Here is a 22720-nt window from a genome sequence, read left to right on the forward strand (position 1 = left end):
ACCACGGTTGCCCTGCGCGGCCCGGGTTTGCCGGATAATGGGCCGATGACTATCCGACTCAACAAGCACATCGCCGACACCGGCTTCTGTTCCCGCCGCGAAGCCGACCGCCTGGTCGGCGAGCGCCGCGTCACCGTCAATGGCCATCCGGCCGGCACCGGTGCGGTGGTCGGCGAGGGCGACGTGGTCCTGGTCGACGGCCAGCCGCTGCGCGCGCGCGAAGCGAAAAAGGCCGGCGGCCGCAAGCACGTCTACATCGCGCTGAACAAGCCGGTGGGCATCACCTGCACCACCGAAAGCTCGGTCAAGGGCAACATCGTGGAGTTCGTCGGCCACGAACAGCGGATCTTCCCGATCGGCCGGCTGGACAAGGATTCGGAAGGGCTGATCCTGCTCACCAGCAACGGCAACATCGTCAACCAGATCCTGCGCGCCGAGAATGGCCACCAGAAGGAATACATGGTGGCGGTGAACAAGCCGGTCACCGACGAGTTCCTGCGCGGCATGGCGCGCGGCGTGCGCATCCATGACGAAACCACGCTGCCGTGCCGGACCAGCAAGCTGGCCAAGTTCGGTTTCCGGATCACCCTGCAGCAGGGCCTGAACCGGCAGATCCGGTTGATGGCGGCGGCCTTCGGCTTCCGCGTCACCCAGCTGCGCCGGGTCCGCATCGACAACATCAAGCTGGGCGCGCTCAAGCCCGGCCAGTGGCGCAATCTCACCGATGCCGAGCTCAAGGGCCTGCTGCCCAAACAGCTGGAATGGTGATGCCCCGCGTCACGCGCTGAGCCGGCACTCGGGCTAGACTGCGCGGGCACAACGACCGCGCCTGCCCCGATGATCAAGCCGTCCAAGCCGGACAACGAAGAACAGCGCCTGCAGGCGCTGCAGCGCTACCAGATCCTGGACACGCCCAGTGAACGGTCGTTCGAGGATCTGGTCACCATTGCCACCGCGCTGTGCGGTACCGGCATGGGCGCGGTGACGCTGATCGACCGCGATCGCCAGTGGTTCAAGGCACGCCAGGCGGTGGAGGTGAGCGAGGGCAGCCGCGATGTGTCCTTCTGCGGCCACGCGATCCTGCAGCCGGACCAGGTGATGGTGGTCGAAGACGCGTCGCAGGACCCGCGCTTCCACGACAACCCGCTGGTGGTCCAGGACCCGCATGTGCGCTTCTACGCGGGCGCGCCCCTGTTGAGCCTGGACGGCCTGCCACTGGGCACGCTGTGCGTGTTCGACGCCCGCCCCGGGCAGTTGCGCCCCGAGCAGGCCAAGGCACTGTCGGCGTTGTCGCGGCAGGTCTCGCTGGTGATGGAGCTGCGCCGCTATGCGCATGAGATCCAGCAGCACATGCGTGACCGGGCGTGGTACGAACAGCGCCTGGCCGAATACAACAGCCTGCTGGAACAGCAGAACGCCGACCTGGCCGAACAGAGCCGCACCGATCCGTTGACCGGGCTGCCCAACCGCCGTGCCATGAGCGCGGCGCTGGAGACGGCGATCCGCGATGTCGACGGCCAGCCCCGTCAGACCGCCGTGGCCCTGCTGGACATCGACCATTTCAAGCGCGTCAACGACCTTTACGGGCATGCCACCGGCGACCACGTGCTGGCCGAACTGGCCCGCCTGCTGCGTGCGCATTTCGCCGGGCAGGGACTGGCGGCGCGCTACGGCGGCGAAGAGTTCGTGGTGCTGATGCCCGACACCGCGCTGGCCACGGCCGAGCTGCAATGCGATTTCCTGCGCATGGCCGTGGCCGACCTGCCGCTGGGCATCCCGCTGACGATCAGCATCGGCGTGGCCGCGCATCGTCACGGCGACAGCGTGGAGAAAACCCTCGCGCGCGCCGATGCGGCGCTGTACCAGGCCAAGCACCAGGGCCGCAACCGCGTGCTGCGCGCCGACTGAGCGCGCGTTCGCAGGCCCTGCGACCGCCTTGCGGCATGCTGGTGGCCCAACCCGCCATTGCCCTCGCCATGCTGCAGACCCTGGCCATCGCCAACTACCGCTCGCTGTACGACCTGGTCGTGCCGATGGGGCGCCTGAACCTGGTCACCGGCGACAACGGCAGCGGCAAATCCAGCCTGTATCGTGCCCTGCGCCTGCTGGCCGAAACCGCGCAGGGCGGGGTTGCCGCCGCGCTGGCGCGCGAGGGCGGGCTGGGCTCGGCGCTGTGGGCCGGGCCCAGCCGGATCGACCAACGCATGGTGCGGGGCGAGATCCCCGTGCAGGGCCAAGCCCACGCGCCATCGGTCGCGCTGCGGCTCGGGTTTGCCGGTGAGGATTTCGGCTATGCGATCGACCTGGGGCTGCCGGTGGGCGGCGGGTCCATGTTCGACCTGGATCCGCAGATCAAATGCGAGAGTATCTGGGCCGGGCCGTTCCTGCGCAGCGCCAACGTGCTGGTCGAGCGACGCGGCGGGCTGGTGCGGCGCCGGCATGGCCGGCAGTGGGACGTGATGGACGAGCACCTGTCGGTATTCGACACCCTGTTTACCCAACTGGCCGATCCGCAGCGCATGCCCGAAGTGCTGGCGCTGCGCGAGTCGATCCGCGGCTGGCGGTTCTACGATCATTTCCGCAGCGATCCGCACGCGCCGGCGCGGCAGGCACCGCTGGCCACCCGCACGCCGGTGCTCAGCCATGACGGCCACGACCTGGCGGCGGCCTGGCAGACCATCGTGGAGATCGGCGATCCGCAGGCCCTGGCGCGCTCGCTGGACGATGCGTTTCCCGGTGCGCAGGTGCGCATCGAACCGCACGAAGGCCGGCTGCACCTGAAATTCCAGCAGCCGGGCCTGCTGCGTCCGCTGGCGGCGGCGGAACTGTCCGACGGCACCCTGCGCTACCTGCTGCTGATCGCCGCGCTGCATACGCCGCGGCCGCCACCGTTGATGGTGCTCAACGAGCCGGAGACAAGCCTGCATCCGGACCTGCTGCCGGCGCTGGCGCGCTTGATCGTCGCCGCCAGTGCGCGCAGCCAGCTGTGGGTGGTGTCGCATGCCAGCCGCTTGATCGCGGCAGTGCAGGAAGACCCGGCCTGCCAGCGCATCGGCCTGCACAAGGAACTCAGCCAGACCCGGATGGTCGGCCAGGGCCTGCTGGACGCCCCCGCCTGGTACTGGCCCGCGCGGTAGCCATCGGCACCGGGCCGGGCCGCGGCAGCGGCCTCAATCGGCGACGTTGTGCGCCTCGGCGGTGCCCAGCATCTCCGGGTGCTGCACCGGCTTGCGTCGGTTCAACAACGGGTGCAGGAACACCGCGCCGACGATGATCGCCACGCCCACGTAGAACAGCGGCGTCAGCTCACGCTGCTCGCTGAGCAGCACCATCGCCAGCAGGATCGCGTAGACCGGCTCCAGGTTGGTCACCAGCTGGGAGGTGTAGGCGCTGATGTGGCGCAGCGCGACCAGCGCCAGCGCGAACGGCAGCAGCGTGCAGAGGCCGGCCAAGGCGAGCAGCAGCAGGCCGTCGTGCAGGCTGGGGACCACCCACAGCGGGCTGGCCAGCGGCGGCAGCAGGTAGGGCAGCAGCGGCGCCAGCAGGGTGAGGGTGACGGTGCCGGCGCCCAGTTCCAGCGCGGTCACCGTGAGCGGGTCGGCATGGCTGACCAGGCGCTTGTTGAGCGAGCCGAACACCGCCACCAGCAGCGCCGACAGCGCGCCGATCAACACCCCCAGACGCATCCCATGCGGCACGCCACCCACCACCAGCGCCACGCCCGGCAGCACCGCGATGCCGAACGCCAGTTCGCGCAGCTGGAACGGGCGCTTGGCCACCCACGGTTCGATCACCGCGGTGAACACCGGTGCCAGCGCGATGCAGGTGGCCGCCACCGAGGCGTTGGCCAGTTTCACCGCGCCATAGAAGGTGAGCCAGTGCAGGGCAACCAGTGCGCCCACGCCGCAGTAGCCGGCAAACAGCGCCGGCGACAACTGGCGCAGCCCGCGCCACACCCGCGGCACCAGGGCCAGCATGGCCACCACCAGCAGCATCCGCCACCACACCAGCGGCAACGCGGGCAGGGTGATGAGCTTGCCGAGGATGGCGGTAATGCCCCACAGCAGCACGCAGAAGTGGATTTGCAGGAGCGCTTTGCGGGTGTCGGTCATCGGCATCCCGCTATTGTGCGGCAAGCCGCCCGCCACCGCGATCCATCCACCCCAGGTTCAAGCCGGCGTGGCATCCTGCGCCGATGAACACCAGACCGCTCCCCGCACCGTCCCCGCGCGCCCGCGCCCTGGCCGCGATCACCGCGCTCACCGCCATCGCATCGCTGGTGCTGCAGTACGCGCTGCTGCTGCAGACCGTCGGCGCCACGGCCGGCACCGGCCAGGCGTTGCTGCGCCTGCTCGGCTATTTCACCATCCTCAGCAACATCGGCGTGGCCGCCGTGTGCCTGGCGCGCCTGCGTGGGCGCGGCGACGGCATGGCCGCGCCCGCAGCGAGTGCCGCAGTGGCGTTGTACATCGGCATTACCGGGCTGGTCTACGTGCTGGTGCTGCGCCCCCTGTGGCATCCGCAGGGGGCGCAGTGGTGGGCCGACACCGGCCTGCATTACGCCGTCCCGGTGCTGTACCTGCTGGGTTGGGTGATGGGACCGCACGGCCATCTGCAGGCGCGCCAGTTGGCCTGGGCGATGCTGTTCCCGGCGCTGTACCTGGGCTGGGCGCTGCTGGTGGGGCGCTGGACCGGGCACTACCCGTATCCGTTCCTGGACCTGGCCGCGCTGGGCGCGGCGACGGTGGCACGCAACGCGCTGGTGGTCGGGTTGGCCTTCGCCGCGTTCGGCGCGCTGCTGTGGCGGATCGATGCGCGGCTCGGCGCGCGCAGCGCCGTATCCGCCCGGCGGTAACGATCGACCGTCGGGTCGATACGCAGCGGGTGGTCGGCACGCCGACCTTGGGTGGATGGGGATCTGGTGCGAAACGCTGAAGGCAGCCGACCAACGGTCGGCGCTACGTTGCCCCGACGCGGGACAACTGCTCGCGCAGCGCCATCGCCGCGCCTGGATTGCGTTGTTTGGCCGCGCCAATGAACAGCACATAGACCTCGCGCGGCCCGCGTGCGGGCGCCTCGGCGGCGACATGTGGCAGGTCGGGGTTGTCGTCCCCGCGTGCCCAGCGCATCGCGCGCAGACACCATTGTTCCAGCGCCCGCTCCGGATAGCCTGCGCGCAGGTTGGCGCGCGCGTGCATCAACCGCGCATAGACGAAATCAGCGGTTGGATCGGCAAAGCTGGGGTAATCGTTGGAGCCGCTGAACACCAGCGCCACGTTGTGCGCGCGGGCCACGGCGACCAGTTCCGGCGTCCACGCGGCGGGGTTGCGCACCTCCAGGGCATGCTGCAACCGGTGGCCGTCGGCCTCGCGCGGCAGCGCCTGCAGGAAGCCGTCGAACTCCGGTGCCGCGGCCGGGTGGGTATCGCCGAACTGCCAGACCAGAGGGCCCAGCCGATCGCCCAGCGTCACGATCCCGTCGATGAACGCCTCCGCCCGTGCGCCTACCCGGGACAGGTCGTGGGTCTGGGTGATCGTGCGCGGCGCCTTGGCCGAAAAGCGGAAGCCGGGCGGGGTCTGCTCACGCCACTGCGCGTAGACCGCCGGCTTCTGCGCCCGGTAGAAGGTGCTGTTGATTTCGATGCAGCCCAGTGCGCGGCTGGCATGGGCCAACTCTTCGCGCTGCGCCAGGCCGGCCGGGTAGAAGGTGCCGCCCCGCCAGGCCGGGAAGACCCAGCCGCCGATGCCGGTGCGGATGCGTCCGGGTGCCGCGGTCATGCGCCGCCGGCGGCCGCGCGCCAGGGATCGTAGCTGCCGAACCACCACAGGTAGCCTTCCAGGTCGCGGCAGGCGTAGCCGCGGCCGCCATAGGCCTGGTCGGCGATGTCGATCACCACCTGCGCCCCGGCGGCGACCGCGCGCGCGTAATGCGCATCCGGATCGGCCACGATCACGCAGGCACTCTGGGTCTGGCGGCCGCCCACCTCGTCGGGGTGCGCGCTGTAGCGCCCCCATTCGCTGGCGTTGTCCACCGAGCCGAGCATCACCATGCCGTGGCCATACACCAGCTGTGCGTGGTGGACCACGTCACCGTCGGCGTACACCGCCTGCGCGTGGAAGCCGAACGCGCGCTGCAACCACGCAATGGCCGCATGCGCGTCGCGGTAGCGCAGGCATGGGATGACGGTCGATACGGTATCGGCGGGCGCGGTCATGCGGGTCTCCGGAAACGGGCCTCCTTCTGGCACAGGCGAGCCTGCCGGTGCCCGCGTTACCATCGTGCGAAACCCGGCGCCGGGCCCCTGCCGGCCTCAACGCCCCCGCGACATGCAACCGGAGACACTGTTTGAACACATCCTGGATCGGAGGCGTCGTGCTGCTGGCATGCGCACCTTTGGCGTCGGCAGCGGTGCCGACGGAACTGCAGCGGCTGGATGCCACTGTCGAACGCGTGCGCAGCCAGTTCGACGTGCCCGGCATCGCGGTGGCGGTGGTCAAGGACGGGCAGGTGGTGCTCGAGCGCGGCTACGGCGTGCGCGAGCTGGGCAAGCCGGCCCCGGTGCAGGCCGATACATTGTTCGCGATCGCGTCGAACACCAAGGCCTTTACCGCCACCTCGCTGAACCTGCTCGCCGAGCAGGGCAGGTTGAAGATGGACGACCGGGTGATCGACCACCTGCCGGGCTTCCGCATGTCCGACCCGTACGTCACCGGCGAGATGCGCATCCGCGACCTGCTTTCGCACCGCAGTGGGCTCAGCCTGGGGGCGGGCGACCTGCTGTTCTGGCCGACCACCGGCTACAGCAACCAGGAGGTGGTGCAGCGCCTGGCCAAGGTGCCGCTCAAGGCGGGCTTCCGCGACCGTTACGCCTACGACAACATCCTCTACGCAGTGGCCCAGCAGGTGATCGAGCAGGTCTCGGGGCAGTCCTACGCCGACTTCCTGCAGCAGCACATTTTCACCCCGGTCGGCATGGACGGCACCCGCTACAACGCCGACCATCTCAAGCCCGGCGACAACGCCGCGGTCGGCCACGCCAAATACGACTTCAGCACGTTGCGTACCGTCGCGCCGCTGACCTGGTCCAACAATGCCGGCGCCGGTGGCATCTATTCCAGCGTGCATGACATGGCGCGCTGGATGAACGTGCAGCTGGCGCACGGAACGCTGGAAAACGGGCAGGCGCTGTTCAGCGCCAAGAGCCAGCAGGGCATGTGGCAGATGATCACCCCGCAGGCGGTGCCCGAGCCGAGCGTTCCGCAACTGGCAGCGGCCAAACCCAACTTCGCCGGCTATGGCGAAGGCTGGAGCCTGAGCGATTACCGCGGCCAGAAGCTGGTCTGGCACACCGGCGGCTGGCCGGGCATGGTCTCGCGGGTGACCCTGGTGCCCGAACAGAAGCTGGGCATCGTGGTGCTGACCAACCAGGAAGTGGGCGCGGCCTTCAACGCCATCACCATGGACGTGCTCGATGCGTACCTGCAGGCGCCGCAGACCGACTGGGTGGCCGCGTATGCCGCCGCCGTGGCGAAGGCGCAGGACAAGGCCGACGAGGGCTGGGCCAGGCACCAGGCTGCGCGCGACGCCAGCTCCCGGCCGTCGCTGCCGCTTGCCGGGTATGCCGGCGGCTACCGTGATGCCTGGTATGGCGACGTGGCCGTGGAGCAGAAGGGGCGCACGCTGCGCCTGCGCTTCGGCAAGACCGCCCAGCTGGTCGGCACGCTGGAGCATTGGCAGCACGACACCTTCATCGTGCGCTGGGACGACCGCTCGCTCAATGCCGATGCCTTCGTGAATTTCAGCCTGGACCCGGACGGCAAGGTACGCGACATGCGCATGCAGGCGATCTCCTCGCTCACCGATTTCAGCTTCGATTTCCAGGACCTGTTGTTTGTCCCGGTCGTGGCCGACGCCAAGGGCTGAACCCCGCCGCCGACCTGTGATGGAGGCGCGAGTAAAAGAACGGGCCGTGGTGGGATAATCGCGGCCTGTTTTGTTTCGGGTGCACTGCGATGTTCCGCTGGTTCGAGTCGCTGATTCCGGTGTTTCCGCCCCTCGACGGCCGCATGCCGCCGCGCCGGGTGGTGCCGTTCTACATCCACTATCTGCGCCCGGTGTGGCCGGTGCTGCTGGCCACGTTGATCGGCGGCCTGCTGCTGGCGCTGGTGGAAGTGGCGATGTTCGATTTCCTCGGCCGCATCGTGGACATGGTCGCCGAGCAGCCCGGCAGCGGGTTTTTCGATCGCCATGCCAACACACTGCTGTGGATGGCCGGCATCACCCTGATCGCGCGGCCGCTGCTGGTGTCGCTGCACAGCCTGCTGGTCAACCAGGCGATCGTGCCCGGGCTGAGCAACCGCTCGCGCTGGCTGATGCACAACTACGTGGTGCGGCAGAGCCTGAGCTTCTTCCAGAACGACTTCGCCGGCAGCATGGCCAACCGCGTCATGCAGACCGGCACGTCGCTGCGCGAGTCGGCGGTGCAGATGGTCGATTCGCTGTGGTACATCATCGTCTACACCGGCACCGCGCTGTACCTGTTCGCGCAGGCCGACTGGCGGCTGATGATTCCGCTCGGGCTGTGGATGGCCGCCTACGCGGTGATCATGTGGTACTTCGTGCCACGGGCGAAGCAACGCGCATGGGTCGCCTCCGAAGCGCGTTCCAAGGCGATGGGCCGCATCGTCGATGGCTACACCAACATTCCCACGCTGAAGCTGTTCGCCCATGGCGGGCATGAGCAGGCCTACGTGGCCGAATCGATCCAGGAACTGGCGGTCAAGCACCGCGGCCAGACCCGCGTCACCACCGGGCTGGAAGTGACCATCGCCATCGTCAACGGCTTCCTGATCGTGGGCACCTGCGGCCTGGCGCTGTGGTTGTGGAACGGCGGGCACATCACCGTTGGCGCGATCACCCTGGCCACCGGCCTGGTGATCCGCATCCACAACATGTCCGGCTGGATCATGTGGACCATCAACGGCATCTTCGAGGACATCGGTACGGTGCAGGACGGCATCACCACGATCTCCCAGCCGCTGACCGTGCAGGACCGACCCGATGCGGTGCCGCTGGTGGTGGCGCGGGGCGGCGTGCATTTCGATGACATCCATTTCCACTACGGCAAGGCCGGCGGGGTGATGGCCGGGCTCAACCTGGACGTCAAGCCCGGCGAGAAGATCGGCCTGGTCGGTCCATCGGGCGCGGGCAAGTCGACCCTGGTCAACGTGCTGCTGCGGCTCTACGACCTGGAAAGCGGGCATATCCGCATCGATGGCCAGGACATCGCGGCCGTCACCCAGGAGAGTCTGCGCCGGCAGATCGGCGTGGTCACCCAGGACACGTCGCTGCTGCACCGCTCGATCCGCGACAACCTGCTGTACGGCCGCCCGGACGCCACCGAGGCGCAACTGCGCAGCGCGGTGGCCAAGGCGCGTGCCGAGGCGTTCATCGAGACGCTGCGCGACGGCGAAGGCCGCACCGGCTACGACGCGCATGTGGGCGAGCGCGGCGTCAAGCTGTCCGGCGGCCAGCGCCAGCGCATCGCCATCGCCCGGGTGCTGCTCAAGGATGCCCCGATCCTGGTGCTGGACGAAGCCACCTCGGCCCTGGATTCGGAAGTGGAAGCCGCCATCCAGGACAACCTGGACGAACTGATGGCCGGCAAGACGGTGATCGCGATCGCGCACCGGCTGTCGACCATCGCGCGCATGGACCGGCTGGTGGTGATGGACCAGGGCCGGATCGTGGAAACCGGCACGCACGCCGAACTGGTGGCCGCCGGTGGTCTCTATGCGCGCCTGTGGGCACGCCAGACCGGTGGATTCGTGGCCGCCGACGCGTAGGGCCGGGTGGGGTGTGGTGGTGATTGCGCGGGGTCCGGCGCTCGCTGACGCCAACCGCAGGGGCGGCAGGGGTCCGCAAAATAGAGGTTCATCGCCCTTATCCGGGGTAAGCAGAAGCGCGCGTTGACCCGTTCCGGGCGCGGGGGGCGGTGGGCCCGGAACGGGCCCTCATGCCCTTTCCGGTGAATGTCCCCGGCGTCGGCCTCCTGCTGCTTGCCGAGCCTGGCTCGGCACTACCGGGGTCCTCCGAGGGCATGGGGGTTCAGCGCCCGACCCACCGACGGACCCCAGAAAATCCTGGCTACGGCCTGCTTACCGCAAGCCGAGCCCCGTAGCAGCCGGTAGGCCCCTGGGCAAAATAAAGGAGGAGGCCGCTTGGCGGCCGGGGGACATTTGCATCAGGGGCCTACCGGCTTCTGCGGGGCGCATACGCTCGCGGGTAGCCCGGAACGGAGACGCCCACCCGATCAGCCACACGTCGCCGACACTATCCGTCCACGCGCGTAGCGTCGTACGCATTCGGCGGCGGCTCTTGCAACAAACCACGCCTGATCAGAGGGGAGAAGAACAAAAAAACGGCCCGGGTCACCCCGGGCCGCTTGCCTGTCTGACGAGGAACGAGGCAGTGCTTACTCGATCGGCTGGTCCAGCATCAGCTGGCGCGCGAAACGCACCGGCGGTGCGCCGTAGGACAGCATCTGGTCATGGTAGGCCTTCAGGTTGAACTTCGCGCCCAGCCTGTCCTGCATCGCCTTGCGCGTATCGAAGTGCTCCTGCGCACCCACGAAGTAGGTCGGCAACTGCGCCGACGTCAACTGCGCGCGCACCCACTTGCCCGACGCCTCGCTTTCCTGCTGGAACGCATCGTGGGTCATCAGATGCATCGCCTTGTCGCGGCTCCAGTTGTCCACGTGCACGCCCTGGTCCAGGATCGCGTTGGAGATGGTGCGCAGGTAGAACTTCAGCTGCACCAGGTGGAACAGCGGATCGTTGTCCAGGTAACCCTGCTCCTGCATCATCCGCTCGGTATAGACCGCCCAGCCCTCCGCGAACAGCCCCGAACGCAGCACCGCGCGCAGCGTCGACGGGAACTTGCCCGAATGCCAGCCTTCCAGATAATGCCCCGGCGTGCCCTCGTGGATGCTCAGCAGATGGATCATCCGGCTGTTGTATTCGCGCAGGAACGAATCGACCTGCTTGTCGCTCCAATCGTCCGGAATCGGCGACACCGCGTAGAACGTCTTCAGGTTCTTGTCCAGCGGGCCGGGCGAATCGCAGTAGGCCACGGCCACGCCACGCTGGAACTCGGGCATCAGGATGATGTCCACCGGCGAATCGGGCAGCGTCATCAGGTCATGCTTGCGCACGAATTCGGTGGACTGCGCCAGCGCCGCCTTCGCATCGTCCACCACCTTGTCGCGCGCCGGCTTGTCGGCGTAGGCCAGTTCCAGCGCCGCCTCGATCGCGGCCTGCTGCTGCGCGTCGGTCGGGTTGGCCGGCAGCGCCGGCGCGCCCGGCTTGTCCTTCAGCACGGTCTGCGCGATGCCGTACATGACCCCGCGCACGCGCTGCAGTTCAGCGCGCGCACGCTCGCCGATCTCCGCGCGCGACAGCGAGGAGTTCAGCGCGAACTTCAGCTTCTGGTCGTACAGCTCGGCACCGATGCGGAAGTCGCCCTTGGCGTTGGGCACCAGGGTCGTGTCCAGCCAGGTCTGCTGCTCCTCGACCGCCTTCTTCAGGCCGTCGATCGCCGCCTGCAGCCGCTTGCCGTCTTCGGCCGGCAGCTCGCCGATGTGCGGGGTGATGAAGGTATCGACGATGCTGAGGATGCCGCGGTTCTGCTTGGCCACCGTCTCGGCGTGGATCTTCGGCACGCGCGCCGGGTCCAGGTTCTCGCGCGCCTGCGCGAAGATCTGCGGCAGCTTCTCCATGCGTGCGGTGGCCGCCTTCAGGCGCTCGGGCAGCGGGGCGAACTCACGCGCCATCAGTCCGTACAGCGCGCTGCCGGCCATGCCGTTGTAGATCTGCGGGTCCCACTTGGACGACTGCAGCACCTCGGCCGTCCAGATCTCGGACTGCAGCTGGTTGCGCAGGATCGCCGCGTCGACCTGGTTCTCGCGCGAGAGCTTGCTCACGTCGATGCGGTCGAGGTCGGCGACCAGGGCCTTGTAGGCGGTCAGCATCTTCTGCTGGCCGGCGGCACTGAGGTCGTCGATCTCGGCATCGTAGCGGTGGTCGCCGATCTGGGTGGCGCTGATCGGCGACAGCTGCATCCAGGTGTCCAGGGCGCGCTTGGAAAGATCGGCGAAGGCGGTATCGACCGCCGCGTCACCGGCGCTGGCGGGCGCCGCGGTGCCGGTCGGGGCGGGCGGGGCATCGGCCTGCTGGCAACCGCCGAGGGCGGCGATCAGGGCGAGGGCGAGAAGATGCTGGCGCATCGGCGATCCTGTGCTGTGGTCAATCGCCGAGCATAGGCCCCCCCGCCCGATCGCACCCGTGCCATTGGATTACCATGGCCCTTTCCAGCCGGAGGGCGTGCCATGCAGTACGAAGGGAGCTGTCATTGCGGGCAGATCGCATTCGTGGTCGAGGCCTCCGAGCCGATCAGCGAGGCGCTGGACTGCAATTGTTCGTTGTGCCGCCGGCGCGGCGGCCTGCTGTGGTTCGGGCCGCGCGCCGCGCTGGACCTGAAGACGGCCGCGGCCGACGTGGCCACCTACCAGTTCAACCAGCACCACCTGGAGCACCACCATTGCCGCACGTGCGGCGTTGCCCCGTTCAGCGAGGGCGTGGACCCGCGCAGCGGGCAGGCGATGGTGGCGGTCAATGTACGCTGCCTGCCCGGGGTAGACCTGGATGGGCTCACGATCACGCGGTTTGACGGAGCAAGCAAGTAGATGAAACGGACGAACGGGCGCCACGCGGGCGCCTTGGCAGGGATGCTGCTGCTGGCCCTGGCCGGCTGCAGCAAGCACGAGAGTGCCGCCGATGGTGCTGCCGGCGGGGCCGGCGCAGTGGCCTCGCCCGATGGCGCGTCGCTGGCCTACGAGCATGACATCGACATCCAGCTGGACGCGGCGCAGATCGGTGGGCGCGTGAAGGCGATCGCCGATGCCTGCCAGGCCGCCCGCTTCGGCGACTGCGCGGTGCTGCAGGTCGGCCAGCAGGGCGGTGAGTACCCAACCGGGTCGATCCGCGTGCGCATCGCGCCCAAGGGCGTGGAGCCGATCATCGGGCTGGCCGGGCAGGGCGGCGAAGTGGCCTCGCGCAACACCCATGCCGAAGATCTGGCCCAGCAGGTGGCCGACACCGCGCTGACCAAGGCGCGCCTGCAGAAGGAGCACGAGCGCCTGCTGGCCTACCAGGACAACAAGGACGTGAAGATGGCCGACCTGCTGGTGATCACCCAGCGGTTGTCCGAGATCGAAGCCGGCGTCGAGCAGGCCAGCAAGGAGGCCGCCCAGCAGCGGCGCCGCATCGATACCCAACTGGTCACGATGCAGTTCCACACGCCATCGGGGCAGCGCAGTCGCAGTGAAATCGGCGAGGCGCTGCGTGAGTCCGGCACGATCCTGACCACCAGCGTGGCCTTCGTGATCCGCGCCGTGGCCGCCTTGCTGCCGGTGGCGCTGATCGCGTGGCTGTTCGGCTGGATCGGGTTGAGGCTGTGGCGTCGGCGCCAGCGTCGCGCCGCGCGTGCCGGCTGAGTAACGCCCATGCGGTGCCGGCCTGGCCGGCACCGCAGGCGCATCAGCCTTCGTCGTTCTCGTACTCGACGAACACATCCAGTTCCAGCGCCAGCTCCTGCACCGCATCGCGCACGCGCTGGGCGGTATGGGCGTTGCCTACTTCCACTTCCAGTTCGTGGGTACCCGGGCCGATGTCGTCGGACAGGCCCGCCGAGCTGGAATCGTCGTCGTCCATGTGGGGCATCAGGTCGTCGGTCTCCTCGACATGCTCGATGCCCTCGATGCTCTGCAGCAGGTCGGAGATGGCACGCGCGTCGTCTTCGGTGCCGGTGATTCGGAGTCGCAACAGGGCCATGGAATGCGCCTTGGGGGAAAGGAACTCCAGCCTAGCCAGCGCGTGGACAAGGCCGGGTGAGGACGGGTTGAAGCGTTCGTTGGGGGCTCAGGGGCGGCCGAGCAGTTCGTCCGGCAGTGCCGGTATCGGCGTGCGTTCGTCCAGCGCCTCGCGCTTGAGCCAGTCCATGAAGGCCAGCGCGGTGGGGCTCAGCGGGCGGTGTTCGGCGTGCACCACGTAATAGGCGTAGCGCGCCTTCAGTGCCGGGCCCGGCAGGCGCACCAGCTCGTAGCGCTGCAGGTAGGGCTGGGCGATGTGCTTGCGCGCCAGCACGGCGCCGATCCCGTAAACCGCCGCACGCATCGCATCGGTGCTGTCGCTGAAGGTGTGCAGCGATGGCAGCGTCAGCCCGCGCACCCCGGCGGCACGGAACCAGTCGCGCCAGCCCTGCGGGGACATGTCGCTGATCAGCGGCAGCGCGGCGATCTGCGCCGGTTCGTGCAGTGCCGACACCCCGGCCAGCGCCGGCGACGCGACCGGGCACAGTTCGTCGTCCATCAGGTGGTGCGCGCGCAACCCCGGCCATTGCCCCAGACCATAGCGGATGCCCAGTTCCGGCCCGTTTTCGTCGAAGCGGACCAGCTCGGTGCTGGTCTGCAGTTCGATGCGCACCTGCGGATGCTGCGCGGTGAACCGCGCCAGCCGCGGCACCAGCCAGCAATAGGACAACGAGCGGATGGTGGTGATGCGCAGCGGCACGATGTCCGCGTGCGGATGCAGGTTGCCGGCGACCGCGTTGAGATCACCCAGGGCCGCCGCCGCCGCGTCGGCCAGTTGGCGGCCTTCGGCGGTCAGTCGCACCCCGCGTGCATGGCGCTGGAACAGCATCGTGCCGAGCAGGTCTTCCAGCTTGCGCACATGGTGGCTGACCGCGCTCGCGGTGAGGTGCAGCTCCTCGGCGGCGTGGGCGAAGTTCTGGTGGCGGGCGGCAACGGCGAACACCCCCAGGGCGGGGAGCAGGGCAGGGCGCAGCAACATGGTCAAGACCCAAATCAGATTTGTGGCTTGCCCGGATACTACGCGCTTGTGGGCCTCTGCCGGGAGGCGGATCCTGTTTCCCTGTCCCCCGGAGCCGCCCCCATGTTGTCGTCCGCGAACGTTCCCCAGCCGCGCATCTGCCTGTGGTCCGGGGGCCGGCCATGAGCGGCGTGCCGACGGCCAGCGCCGCGCTCGAGCGCGACTGGCGCACGCCGCTGGAGCTGACCGTGCTCGGCGCGATCTGGGGCTGCTCGTTCCTGTTCATGCGGGTCGCGGTGCCGGCCTTCGGCCCGTACGCACTGGTGGAAGTGCGCCTGCTGCTGGGCGCGCTCGTGCTGCTGCCGTTCCTGTGGCAGGCGCGCGACCGGTTCCCGGCCCGGCGCTGGCTGTGGCTGGCGCCGATCGGGGTGATCAACTCGGCCATCCCGTTCGTAATGTTCGCGTGGGCCGCGCAGCGCGCCCCGGCCGCCATCGGCGCGATCTGCAACGCCATGACGGTGCTGTTCGCCGCGCTGATCGCCTTCCTGTTCTTCGGCGAGAAGATCGGCATGCGCCGGGCCATCGCCCTGCTGGTCGGCTTTGCCGGCGTGGTGGTGCTGGCCACCGCCAAGGTCTCGGGCCTGAGCATCGGCGCGGCAGTGGTGGCCGGTGCCGTGGCCGCGCTGCTGTATGGGCTGGGCGTCAACCTGGTCAAGCGGCACATGACCGGCCTGCCGCCCGCCGCCTCGGCCGGCGCCACCCTCGGTTGCGCGGCCGTCGCGTTGCTGCCGATGGCGCTCACCCACTGGCCGACCACCCCGATCCCGACCCTGTCCTGGGCGTGCGCGGTCGCGCTGGGCGTGGTCTGCACCGGTCTGGCGTTCCTGATGTTCTATCGCCTCATCGCCCGCATCGGCCCGGCCCGCGCCTCCACCGTCACCTACCTCGTGCCGATGTTCGGCGCGCTGTTCGCCTGGCTGTTCCTGGGCGAGGCGGTGACCTGGGCGATGGTGGTGGCCGGCGTATTGATCCTCGGCAGCGTCGCGGCCTCGCAGAAGCGGTAGCCCGGCCGGTCCGCGTGCAGCCACCCATGGGATGGCTGTAACCCGTGCATGCCCGCGCGATGCCGCTCTGTTACCGCACCGGCACCGCGATGTTGCACAGGTCGATATGCCCCGCCGGCCGCTTGTAGAAATCATCCACCCGGTTGCGGCGCGCCTCCACCACATCGGCGAACGTTTTGGATTCGGTGCGCAGCACCTCCAGCGTCGGCCGCTCGCCCGCCGGCACATCCGTCGCGCGCTGGATCGAGCGGATCGGCGTGCGCTGCGCGGCGTCGGCATAGAAACCCATCGGCGCCGGCCCGCGCGGCAGCGCGCTCAGCAGCTCCATCCCCTGCAGGACCCGGCCCACCACCGTGATGTTGCGATCCAACTGGCGCGGCGACTGCCCGGTCACCACATACAGCTCCGCCCCGATGCTGCTGTCTTCCTCGTTGCTGCGGCCTGCGCCCAGCGTGCCGTAGCAGTGCGCCAGCCACGTCTTGCCGTCCTGCCGGTCCTGGCCGACCGCGAACCCATCGACGAACCCGGTCTGGTCCGCCCAGCCATCGCGGTCGGGCAGCACGCTCACCTTCAGCCCCTTGCTGTCGCGCTGGAACTCGGCCGGGAGTTTGCGCCGGGCCGACCCCAGTGGCTTGGCCTTGGCGGCATCGTCGGCATCGATATCACCGAACTGCACCACGAAGTTGTCCTGCGCCCGGTACACGGTTTCGCCGTCCCAGAAGTGCTCGTGCGCCAGCGTCTGGATGTTGGCCACGTGCTGCGGCGCGAAGGCCGGTGCCAGCTCGATGATGACCTGGCCCTTGTCCAGGTTCATGTACAGCAGGTTGGCTGGATCGGGAATGCGCCAGTCGCTGGCCGGCGACGCGTCCAGGATCTGCTGTGGACTGCGGTAGGGCGTGGCCGCGCTGGCGGCGACGGGCAAGGCGCAGGCCAGGACGAGGGCGAGCAGGGCAGGGCGACGTAGCGACATGGCGGACCCGATCAGGAATGTCGCCTGATTCTGCGTGAAGCGGCTACCGGGCCGCCACCCCGCCGCCCCCCTGTCCCCCGGCACGGTGACTAAGGGCACATTCGCTATACCGGACTTCACACTAGTGTTGACTTCAACGTAGTGGAGACCCGGCCATGTCCGATGACGACGTCTACTTGAAGAAGTTCCAGAAGGAGCTCAGCGCCGGCACCGTGTCCCTGGCGATGCTCGCCGTGCTGGCCAGGGCCGGCGAGCCGCTCTACGGCTACCTGATCGCCAAGGAACTGGAGCGGGTCGGCGAGGGCGTGCTGAGCGGCAAGCAGAGCGCGCTGTACCCGGTGCTGCGCAACCTGGAGGGCGCGGGGTTGCTGGAGAGCCATGTCGAACCGTCGATGGCCGGACCGCCGCGACGCTATTACCGCATCAACGAACGCGGCCGCCAGGTACTGGAGCAGTGGAGCCAGGCCTGGCGCGCCACCCGAGATTCCGTCGATTCCGTGTTGGAGGGGGTACTGCAATGAACGACCAGACCACGACGGGCAGCCGCCTGCCCACCACCATCCCGGACTACCTGGCGCAGCTGCGCGCGGCCCTGCACGACGCCGATCCGGCGATGGTGCAGGACGCGTTGTACGACGCCGAGGAATACCTGCGCTCGGAACTGGCCGCGCAGCCCGGGCGCAGCGAGGCCGAGGTGATCGCCGATGTCGCCGGCAGCTATGGCGCACCGGAGGAGGTCGCCGAGATCTATCGCGAAACCGAAATCACCGTGAACCGCGCGCTGCGCACGCCGTCGGCCGGCGCGGCCCCAGTGCGGCAGGGCGCGGTCGTCGCCAGCGGGATGGCGGCCGCGACGGGCAGCGTCGCGCCGCCCCCCTCGCCGGCGCCAAAGCCACGCGGCGTGCTGGCGCGCTTCTTCGGTGTCGCGCTGGACGCCCGCACCTACGGCGCGCTGTTCTACATGCTGCTGTCGCTGGCCACGGGCATCTTCTTCTTCACCTGGGTGGTGACCGGGCTGTCGCTGTCGCTGGGGCTGCTGGTGTTGATCATCGGCATCCCGGTGGCGGTGCTGTTCTTCGGCTCGGTGCGCGGCCTGTCGCTGCTGGAAGGGCGCCTGGTGGAAGCCCTGCTGGGCGAGCGCATGCCGCGGCGGCCGGCCTATACCGACCGCAGCCGCAGTTGGCTGCAGCGTATCGGCGACATGTTCACCGATGGCCGCACCTGGCTGACCCTGCTGTACTTCGTGCTGATGCTGCCGCTGGGCATCGTCTACTTCACGATCGCCACGACGCTGCTGTCGATCTCGCTGGGCTTCATCTGGGCACCGGTGGCGGCATTGATCTCCCCCGAGTACGTGGGGATCCATATCGACGGCACCCAGATGCTGCCGCTCTGGATCACTCCGCTGCTGGCGGTGGTCGGCATGCTGCTGCTGTTCGCCACCCTGCACCTGGCGCGCGGCATCGGCCGCCTGCACGGGATGATGGCCAAGCACCTGCTGGTGCGGCTGTAGCTGCCGACCGTTGATCGGCACGGGCGAACAAGGCGTGCCGGCCGTTGGCCGGCGCCACGCGATGCGCAACGAAAGCGCCGCCGGCCGACGGCCGGCATTGCCGTGCGTCAGCCCGCCTTGCGCCGCAACGGGGTCACGTTGCTGGCGATCTTGGCCGCCTTCTTCGGCTTGGCAGTGGCCGGTTGCGCATGCGCCGCGAAGAAATCGCGCACCTTCGGGTACACCGTCTCACGCCAGCGACGCCCGCTGAAGATGCCGTAGTGGCCGGCGCCCTCGACGATGAAATGCTCGCGATGCTCGGCCGGAATACCGCTGCACAGCGCCTGCGCCGCTTCGGTCTGGCCCAGCCCGGCGATATCGTCCAGCTCGCCTTCGATGCTCAGCAGCGCGGTGCCGGTGATCGCGGAAGGATCCACGCGCTCGCCGTTGACGACCCACTCGCCGCGCGGGAGCAGGAACTGCTGGAACACCACCTCGATGGTGTCCAGGTAGTACTTGGCCGGCATGTCGAGTACGGCGTTGTACTCGTCGTAGAAGCGGCGATGCGCGTCGGCATCTTCCATGTCGCCCTTGACCAGGTCGGCGTAGAAATCCCAGTGCGAACTGAAGTGCCGGCTTGGGTTCATCGACAGGAACCCGGCGTGCTGCAGGAAGCCCGGATACACCCGGCGACCGGCGCCGGGGTAGGTGCCCGGCACGGTGTGGATGACGTTGTTCTCGAACCACGACAACGGGTTCTGCGTGGCCAGGTTGTTGACCGCCGTGGGGCTGCAACGCGCATCGATCGGGCCGCCCATCATCACCAGCGTGCGCGGGGTCGGCTCGCCACGGCTGGCCATCAGCGACACCGCCGCCAGCACCGGCACGGTCGGCTGGCACACGCTCACCACGTGCAGCTTCTCCGCACCGAGGTGGCGGATGAATTCCTGCACGTAGGCGATGTAATCGTCCAGGCCGAACTCACCCTCGCTGCCCGGCACCATGCGCGCGTCCACCCAGTCGGTGACATACACGCGGTGGTCGCGGAGCAGCGTACGCACGGTATCGCGCAGCAGCGTGGCGTGGTGGCCCGACAACGGCGCCACCACCAGCACGAACGGCTGGTTGAGCATGGTGTGCAGCTGTTCGGCTTCGTTGCTGTGGCGTTTGAAGCGCAGCAGCTTGCAGAACGGCTTGCTGACCTCCTCGTGCACCACGATCGGCACGCGTTCGCCCTCGACCTCGATTTCGTTGATGCCCCACTCGGGCTTCTCGTAATCCTTGCCGATGCGATGGAACAGCTCATTCACCGCGGACAGGCGATCGGCGCCGGGCATCTGCGACCACCAGTGTCCCGGGTTGGCGAAGAACTTGGCGTTGGCCTGGGCCTGGTGCACCCACGGGGCGAGCATGTTGCGGGTCAACTCATGCAGCTGATAGAGCATGGCGTCCGAATATGTATGGTCTTATGTTGCCGCGCAGCATAGCGCACCGACGGGATCGGCGCCTTAATGCGGGGCTTGTCTCAGTTGTTATCGAGATTCAGCGATCCGCGCGTTCCAGCGCGGCGGCGTGCCCGGCCAGCAGCGGCGACAGCCAGCAGTGCGAGCCCAAGGCTGTGAAGCCGGCCGCCGTGAGCTGGCGGCGGTACCAGCGCGCAGGGCGGGCCTGGAAGCCCTCGTGGTCGCCGTCGAACTCGTCTTCGGCGCTGAACGCCTCCAGGAATGCCACGCCGCCGGTCAGTTCGGCAAAGCCGTCCAGGGCGGGGCGCAGCTCACGGCTGGGGACGTAGTGCATCACGTCCGAGCAGACCAGCAGGTCGACCGGCGCACAGGGGCGCAGCCAGGCGAAATCGCCGACCCGGGCCGGGTGCAGGTTGCGGCTGCGGCCATAGCGCTGCACGGCGTAGGCGCTGCTGTCGAAGCCCATGTACTGCACGCGCGGGCGCAGCTTCAGCAACGGCGCGCGCCACGCCCCTTCGCCGCAGCCGATGTCCAGCACGCTGCGGATCGGGCGTTCCAGGTAGTACTCGGCGCTGGCCACGGCCAAGGCGACCTTGCGCGCCAGGCGCGCGGCGCCACCGGCCTGGTCGGCCTGGTACCAGCGCTGGAAGTAGGTGGCGTCGTAGGTCTTGTCCATGGCGATCATGCGAAGTCGTGAAAACGGTGCCTATCGTACGGGTAGTCCCGCGCGATGGGGGCCGGGGTGAGTCTTTGGGTCGCGCCGGCGCCCCGGCAGTGGTGCCCCCCGGGCATGCGAGAATGCGCGACAACCTACGCCAGCCGCCGGAGCGAGCGCATGCAGAGCTATTACTGGGTCAAGACCTTCCATCTGCTGTTCGTGGTGGCCTGGATGGCGGCGGTGTTCTACCTGCCGCGGATCCTGGTCAACCTCAGCGAGACGGCCGGGCAGTTGCCGGTGACCGAGCGGCTGCAGTTGATGGGCCTGCGCCTGTACCGGTTCGGCCACATGATGTTCGGCATCGCATTGATCCTGGGCCTGGTGCTGTGGCTGGGCTACAAGGTGATCCCGGATTTCCCGACCATGGTCGCGCCGGGGGCGGCCGCGTGGCTGCACGCCAAGCTGGGGCTGGTGGTGCTGCTGCTGGTGTACTACTCGTGGACCGGGCGCCTGCTCAAGGGCAACGTGCGCGGCCGCCCGCTGCCGTCCTCGCGCGCGCTGCGCTGGTTCAACGAGCTGCCGCTGGTGCTGTTCATTGGCGTGGTGTGGCTGGTGATTGCCAAGCCATTCTGAGGGGCGGGCGGGGCGGTGCCGGCCGCGTTAGCGGTTGGGTCGCCGCGACGGCTGCGGTGACGGCAACGGCAACGGCAACGGCAGCCGACCAACGGTCGGCTCTACGGGGCCGCGCATCGGGGCCGGGCATTAGGCCGCGTACGAGGCCGGGCATGGGGGTCGCGCATGGGGCCCGCGTATGGTGGGCCGCGCATGGGGGTCGCGCATGGTGGGCCGCGCAGGGGGCCCGGGCACGTGGCCGATCATGGGGGCCGCGCTTGGTGGGCCCGTTGGATTTACTGGATGAGATGGCCGATTCCGCCAAGGCCCGCCTCGAGCCGGGCCGCAACGGCGAGGTGCTGCTGCGCCCGTGAGGGCGACGCCGGATCGGTAGAGCCGACCGTTGGTCGGCTGCCTTGGGTAGGGCACGGCGATAGCCGATCAGGTATGGGGGCCGGGCATGGGGGCCCGCGCATGGGGCCGGGCACGGGTGTCGCACATGGTGGGCCCGCGCATGGGGCCGCGCATGAAAAAGCCGGGCGCGTTGGCGTCCGGCTTTTTCGTGGCGCACTGCTGGGGTGGCTCAGACCGTTTCGTAGGTGCCGTAGCTGCGCAGGCGGGTGTAGCGCCTGGCCAGCAGTTCGTCCACCGACAGCTTCTGCAGCGCGTCCAACTCGTTGAGCAGTACGGCCTTGAGGCGCTTGCCCATCTGGTTCGGGTTGCGGTGCGCACCGCCGGTCGGCTCGCGCACGACCTTGTCGATCAGGCCCAGGCCCTTCAGGCGCGGGGCGGTCATGCCCAGCTGCTCGGCCGCGTCCTTGGCCTTGCCCGCGTCCTTCCACAGGATCGAGGCGCAGCCTTCGGGGGTGATCGTGGAGTACACGCTGTATTCCAGCATCACGGTGCGGTCGCCCACGCCCAGGGCGAGGGCGCCACCGGAGCCGCCTTCGCCGATCACCGTGCAGATCACCGGCACCTTCAGCTCGGCCATCTCCAGCAGGTTGCGCGCGATCGCTTCGGACTGGCCGCGCGATTCGGCATCGATGCCCGGCCAGGCGCCGGCGGTGTCGATCAGGGTCAGCACCGGCAGGCCGAAGCGTTCGGCCATCTTCATCAGGCGCAGCGCCTTGCGGTAGCCCTCCGGCTTGGGCATGCCGAAGTTGCGCTTGATCTTTTCCTTGGTGTCGCGGCCCTTCTGGTGGCCGATCAGCATCACCGAGCGGCCGCCGATGCGGGCCAGGCCACCCATGATCGCCTTGTCGTCGGCGAAGGCACGGTCGCCGGCCAGTTCCTGGAACTCATCGCAGATGATGCGGATGTAGTCGGCGGTGTACGGGCGCGAGGGATGCCGGGCCAGCTGCAGGACCTGCCAGGAGGACAGGTTGCGGAAGATCTGCGCGGTACGTACCCGCAGCTTGTCCTGCAGGGCGTTCACCTCGGCCTCGACATTGACCGCAGGGCCGGCGCTGGCGCTGCGCAGTTCCTGGATCTTCGCCTCCAGATCAGCGATGGGTTGCTCGAAGTCGAGGTAGTTCGGATTCATCGGAAACCGTCGTGAAGAAAAGAGGGAAAGTGT

The 22720-nt window shown here is 68.7% G+C and carries 22 protein-coding genes; 12 read left to right on the forward strand and 10 right to left on the reverse strand.

Going from position 1 to position 22720, the window contains the following annotated elements; genetic code table 11:
- Positions 1 to 45 precede the first annotated feature (45 nt).
- The 3 genes from M2421_RS06025 to M2421_RS06035 all read left to right on the forward strand — a co-directional run bounded on the left by M2421_RS06025 (position 46) and on the right by M2421_RS06035 (position 3137).
- A complete protein-coding gene (locus M2421_RS06025; RefSeq protein WP_259204005.1) occupies positions 46 to 768 on the forward strand; it encodes a pseudouridine synthase in 723 nt (240 codons plus the stop codon).
- 69 nt (positions 769 to 837) lie between these two features.
- Positions 838 to 1908 (forward strand): sensor domain-containing diguanylate cyclase, encoded by a 1071-nt coding sequence (locus M2421_RS06030; protein ID WP_259204007.1) that lies wholly within the window; start codon positions 838 to 840, stop codon positions 1906 to 1908.
- Between the two features lie 68 nt (positions 1909 to 1976).
- Entirely contained in the window at positions 1977 to 3137 is a 1161-nt protein-coding gene (locus tag M2421_RS06035) for an AAA family ATPase (protein ID WP_310439546.1), read from the forward strand.
- 33 nt (positions 3138 to 3170) lie between these two features.
- On the opposite strand, the gene M2421_RS06040 is transcribed toward M2421_RS06035, so the two are convergent.
- Entirely contained in the window at positions 3171 to 4118 is a 948-nt protein-coding gene (locus M2421_RS06040; RefSeq protein WP_259204011.1) for a DMT family transporter, read from the reverse strand.
- A 77-nt stretch (positions 4119 to 4195) separates the two neighbouring features.
- On the opposite strand from M2421_RS06040, the gene M2421_RS06045 reads away from it, so the two are divergent.
- Positions 4196 to 4855, forward strand: a complete 660-nt coding sequence (locus tag M2421_RS06045) for a Pr6Pr family membrane protein (RefSeq protein ID WP_259204013.1) — start codon at positions 4196 to 4198, stop codon at positions 4853 to 4855.
- Between the two features lie 103 nt (positions 4856 to 4958).
- Here the strand turns inward: M2421_RS06045 and M2421_RS06050 are convergent, their stop codons facing one another.
- A complete protein-coding gene (locus M2421_RS06050; protein ID WP_259204015.1) occupies positions 4959 to 5777 on the reverse strand; it encodes a DUF72 domain-containing protein in 819 nt (272 codons plus the stop codon).
- Positions 5774 to 6214, reverse strand: coding sequence for a VOC family protein (locus M2421_RS06055; RefSeq protein WP_259204017.1), 441 nt, complete (start codon positions 6212 to 6214; stop codon positions 5774 to 5776). Before M2421_RS06055 ends, M2421_RS06050 begins: the two co-directional genes overlap by 4 nt.
- A gap of 131 nt (positions 6215 to 6345) precedes the next feature.
- Between M2421_RS06055 and M2421_RS06060 the strand changes: the two genes are divergently transcribed.
- A complete protein-coding gene (locus M2421_RS06060) occupies positions 6346 to 7923 on the forward strand; it encodes a serine hydrolase (protein WP_259204018.1) in 1578 nt (525 codons plus the stop codon).
- An 89-nt stretch (positions 7924 to 8012) separates the two neighbouring features.
- On the forward strand, positions 8013 to 9845 hold the full coding sequence (smrA, locus tag M2421_RS06065) for a multidrug efflux ABC transporter SmrA (RefSeq protein ID WP_259204020.1): 1833 nt from the start codon (positions 8013 to 8015) through the stop codon (positions 9843 to 9845).
- 629 nt (positions 9846 to 10474) lie between these two features.
- Here smrA and M2421_RS06070 read toward each other — a convergent pair.
- Positions 10475 to 12283 (reverse strand): DUF885 domain-containing protein, encoded by a 1809-nt coding sequence (locus tag M2421_RS06070; RefSeq protein ID WP_259204021.1) that lies wholly within the window; start codon positions 12281 to 12283, stop codon positions 10475 to 10477.
- A 102-nt stretch (positions 12284 to 12385) separates the two neighbouring features.
- Between M2421_RS06070 and M2421_RS06075 the strand changes: the two genes are divergently transcribed.
- Both M2421_RS06075 and M2421_RS06080 read left to right on the forward strand, forming a co-directional pair.
- Positions 12386 to 12742: a GFA family protein gene (locus M2421_RS06075; protein ID WP_259204022.1), complete on the forward strand. Its 357-nt coding sequence runs from the start codon at positions 12386 to 12388 to the stop codon at positions 12740 to 12742.
- On the forward strand, positions 12743 to 13552 hold the full coding sequence (locus tag M2421_RS06080; protein WP_259204023.1) for a DUF4349 domain-containing protein: 810 nt from the start codon (positions 12743 to 12745) through the stop codon (positions 13550 to 13552).
- A 43-nt stretch (positions 13553 to 13595) separates the two neighbouring features.
- Here M2421_RS06080 and M2421_RS06085 read toward each other — a convergent pair whose 3' ends face one another.
- Positions 13596 to 13889, reverse strand: coding sequence for a hypothetical protein (locus tag M2421_RS06085; RefSeq protein WP_259204024.1), 294 nt, complete (start codon positions 13887 to 13889; stop codon positions 13596 to 13598).
- Between the two features lie 87 nt (positions 13890 to 13976).
- The gene (locus M2421_RS06090) at positions 13977 to 14906 is read right to left on the reverse strand and encodes a LysR substrate-binding domain-containing protein (RefSeq protein ID WP_259204025.1); all 930 of its coding nucleotides are present in this window, start codon (positions 14904 to 14906) and stop codon (positions 13977 to 13979) included.
- 161 nt (positions 14907 to 15067) lie between these two features.
- On the opposite strand from M2421_RS06090, the gene M2421_RS06095 reads away from it, so the two are divergent.
- The gene (locus M2421_RS06095) at positions 15068 to 15949 is read left to right on the forward strand and encodes a DMT family transporter (protein ID WP_259204026.1); all 882 of its coding nucleotides are present in this window, start codon (positions 15068 to 15070) and stop codon (positions 15947 to 15949) included.
- 70 nt (positions 15950 to 16019) lie between these two features.
- On the opposite strand, the gene M2421_RS06100 is transcribed toward M2421_RS06095, so the two are convergent.
- Entirely contained in the window at positions 16020 to 16919 is a 900-nt protein-coding gene (locus tag M2421_RS06100; protein ID WP_259204027.1) for a peptidylprolyl isomerase, read from the reverse strand.
- Between the two features lie 155 nt (positions 16920 to 17074).
- Between M2421_RS06100 and M2421_RS06105 the strand changes: the two genes are divergently transcribed.
- Positions 17075 to 17440 carry a PadR family transcriptional regulator gene (locus M2421_RS06105; RefSeq protein WP_259204028.1) on the forward strand — a complete coding sequence of 122 codons (366 nt, stop codon included), beginning with the start codon at positions 17075 to 17077 and terminating at the stop codon, positions 17438 to 17440.
- On the forward strand, positions 17437 to 18432 hold the full coding sequence (locus M2421_RS06110) for a sensor domain-containing protein (RefSeq protein WP_259204030.1): 996 nt from the start codon (positions 17437 to 17439) through the stop codon (positions 18430 to 18432). Before M2421_RS06105 ends, M2421_RS06110 begins: the two co-directional genes overlap by 4 nt.
- 107 nt (positions 18433 to 18539) lie before the next feature.
- Here M2421_RS06110 and phaZ read toward each other — a convergent pair whose 3' ends face one another.
- Both phaZ and M2421_RS06120 read right to left on the reverse strand, forming a co-directional pair.
- Positions 18540 to 19856 carry a polyhydroxyalkanoate depolymerase gene (gene phaZ, locus M2421_RS06115; RefSeq protein WP_259204032.1) on the reverse strand — a complete coding sequence of 439 codons (1317 nt, stop codon included), beginning with the start codon at positions 19854 to 19856 and terminating at the stop codon, positions 18540 to 18542.
- A 97-nt stretch (positions 19857 to 19953) separates the two neighbouring features.
- A complete protein-coding gene (locus M2421_RS06120) occupies positions 19954 to 20550 on the reverse strand; it encodes a class I SAM-dependent methyltransferase (protein WP_259204034.1) in 597 nt (198 codons plus the stop codon).
- Between the two features lie 159 nt (positions 20551 to 20709).
- Here M2421_RS06120 and M2421_RS06125 point away from each other — a divergent pair, with 159 nt between their 5' ends.
- Complete coding sequence (locus M2421_RS06125; protein WP_259204036.1) at positions 20710 to 21165, forward strand: CopD family protein; 456 nt, start codon at positions 20710 to 20712, stop codon at positions 21163 to 21165.
- Positions 21166 to 21727: 562 nt separating this feature from the next.
- Here the strand turns inward: M2421_RS06125 and M2421_RS06130 are convergent.
- Positions 21728 to 22687: an acetyl-CoA carboxylase carboxyltransferase subunit alpha gene (locus M2421_RS06130; protein ID WP_259204040.1), complete on the reverse strand. Its 960-nt coding sequence runs from the start codon at positions 22685 to 22687 to the stop codon at positions 21728 to 21730.
- Positions 22688 to 22720: the final 33 nt, after the last annotated feature.

It is taken from the genome of Stenotrophomonas sp. BIGb0135 (genome assembly GCF_024810105.1).
In the GTDB taxonomy this organism is placed as follows: domain Bacteria; phylum Pseudomonadota; class Gammaproteobacteria; order Xanthomonadales; family Xanthomonadaceae; genus Stenotrophomonas; species Stenotrophomonas maltophilia_AB.

Excerpts from the sequence above, each read along its gene's own strand:
- M2421_RS06025 (WP_259204005.1), top strand. The coding sequence starts at position 46 with ATGACTATCCGACTCAACAAGCACATCGCCGACACCGGCTTCTGTTCC.
- M2421_RS06030 (WP_259204007.1), top strand. The coding sequence starts at position 838 with ATGATCAAGCCGTCCAAGCCGGACAACGAAGAACAGCGCCTGCAGGCG.
- M2421_RS06035 (WP_310439546.1), top strand. The coding sequence starts at position 1,977 with ATGCTGCAGACCCTGGCCATCGCCAACTACCGCTCGCTGTACGACCTG.
- M2421_RS06040 (WP_259204011.1), bottom strand. The coding sequence starts at position 4,118 with ATGCCGATGACCGACACCCGCAAAGCGCTCCTGCAAATCCACTTCTGC.
- M2421_RS06045 (WP_259204013.1), top strand. The coding sequence starts at position 4,196 with ATGAACACCAGACCGCTCCCCGCACCGTCCCCGCGCGCCCGCGCCCTG.
- M2421_RS06050 (WP_259204015.1), bottom strand. The coding sequence starts at position 5,777 with ATGACCGCGGCACCCGGACGCATCCGCACCGGCATCGGCGGCTGGGTC.
- M2421_RS06055 (WP_259204017.1), bottom strand. The coding sequence starts at position 6,214 with ATGACCGCGCCCGCCGATACCGTATCGACCGTCATCCCATGCCTGCGC.
- smrA (WP_259204020.1), top strand. The coding sequence starts at position 8,013 with ATGTTCCGCTGGTTCGAGTCGCTGATTCCGGTGTTTCCGCCCCTCGAC.
- M2421_RS06070 (WP_259204021.1), bottom strand. The coding sequence starts at position 12,283 with ATGCGCCAGCATCTTCTCGCCCTCGCCCTGATCGCCGCCCTCGGCGGT.
- M2421_RS06075 (WP_259204022.1), top strand. The coding sequence starts at position 12,386 with ATGCAGTACGAAGGGAGCTGTCATTGCGGGCAGATCGCATTCGTGGTC.
- M2421_RS06080 (WP_259204023.1), top strand. The coding sequence starts at position 12,743 with ATGAAACGGACGAACGGGCGCCACGCGGGCGCCTTGGCAGGGATGCTG.
- M2421_RS06085 (WP_259204024.1), bottom strand. The coding sequence starts at position 13,889 with ATGGCCCTGTTGCGACTCCGAATCACCGGCACCGAAGACGACGCGCGT.
- M2421_RS06090 (WP_259204025.1), bottom strand. The coding sequence starts at position 14,906 with ATGTTGCTGCGCCCTGCCCTGCTCCCCGCCCTGGGGGTGTTCGCCGTT.
- M2421_RS06095 (WP_259204026.1), top strand. The coding sequence starts at position 15,068 with ATGAGCGGCGTGCCGACGGCCAGCGCCGCGCTCGAGCGCGACTGGCGC.
- M2421_RS06100 (WP_259204027.1), bottom strand. The coding sequence starts at position 16,919 with ATGTCGCTACGTCGCCCTGCCCTGCTCGCCCTCGTCCTGGCCTGCGCC.
- M2421_RS06105 (WP_259204028.1), top strand. The coding sequence starts at position 17,075 with ATGTCCGATGACGACGTCTACTTGAAGAAGTTCCAGAAGGAGCTCAGC.
- M2421_RS06110 (WP_259204030.1), top strand. The coding sequence starts at position 17,437 with ATGAACGACCAGACCACGACGGGCAGCCGCCTGCCCACCACCATCCCG.
- phaZ (WP_259204032.1), bottom strand. The coding sequence starts at position 19,856 with ATGCTCTATCAGCTGCATGAGTTGACCCGCAACATGCTCGCCCCGTGG.
- M2421_RS06120 (WP_259204034.1), bottom strand. The coding sequence starts at position 20,550 with ATGGACAAGACCTACGACGCCACCTACTTCCAGCGCTGGTACCAGGCC.
- M2421_RS06125 (WP_259204036.1), top strand. The coding sequence starts at position 20,710 with ATGCAGAGCTATTACTGGGTCAAGACCTTCCATCTGCTGTTCGTGGTG.
- M2421_RS06130 (WP_259204040.1), bottom strand. The coding sequence starts at position 22,687 with ATGAATCCGAACTACCTCGACTTCGAGCAACCCATCGCTGATCTGGAG.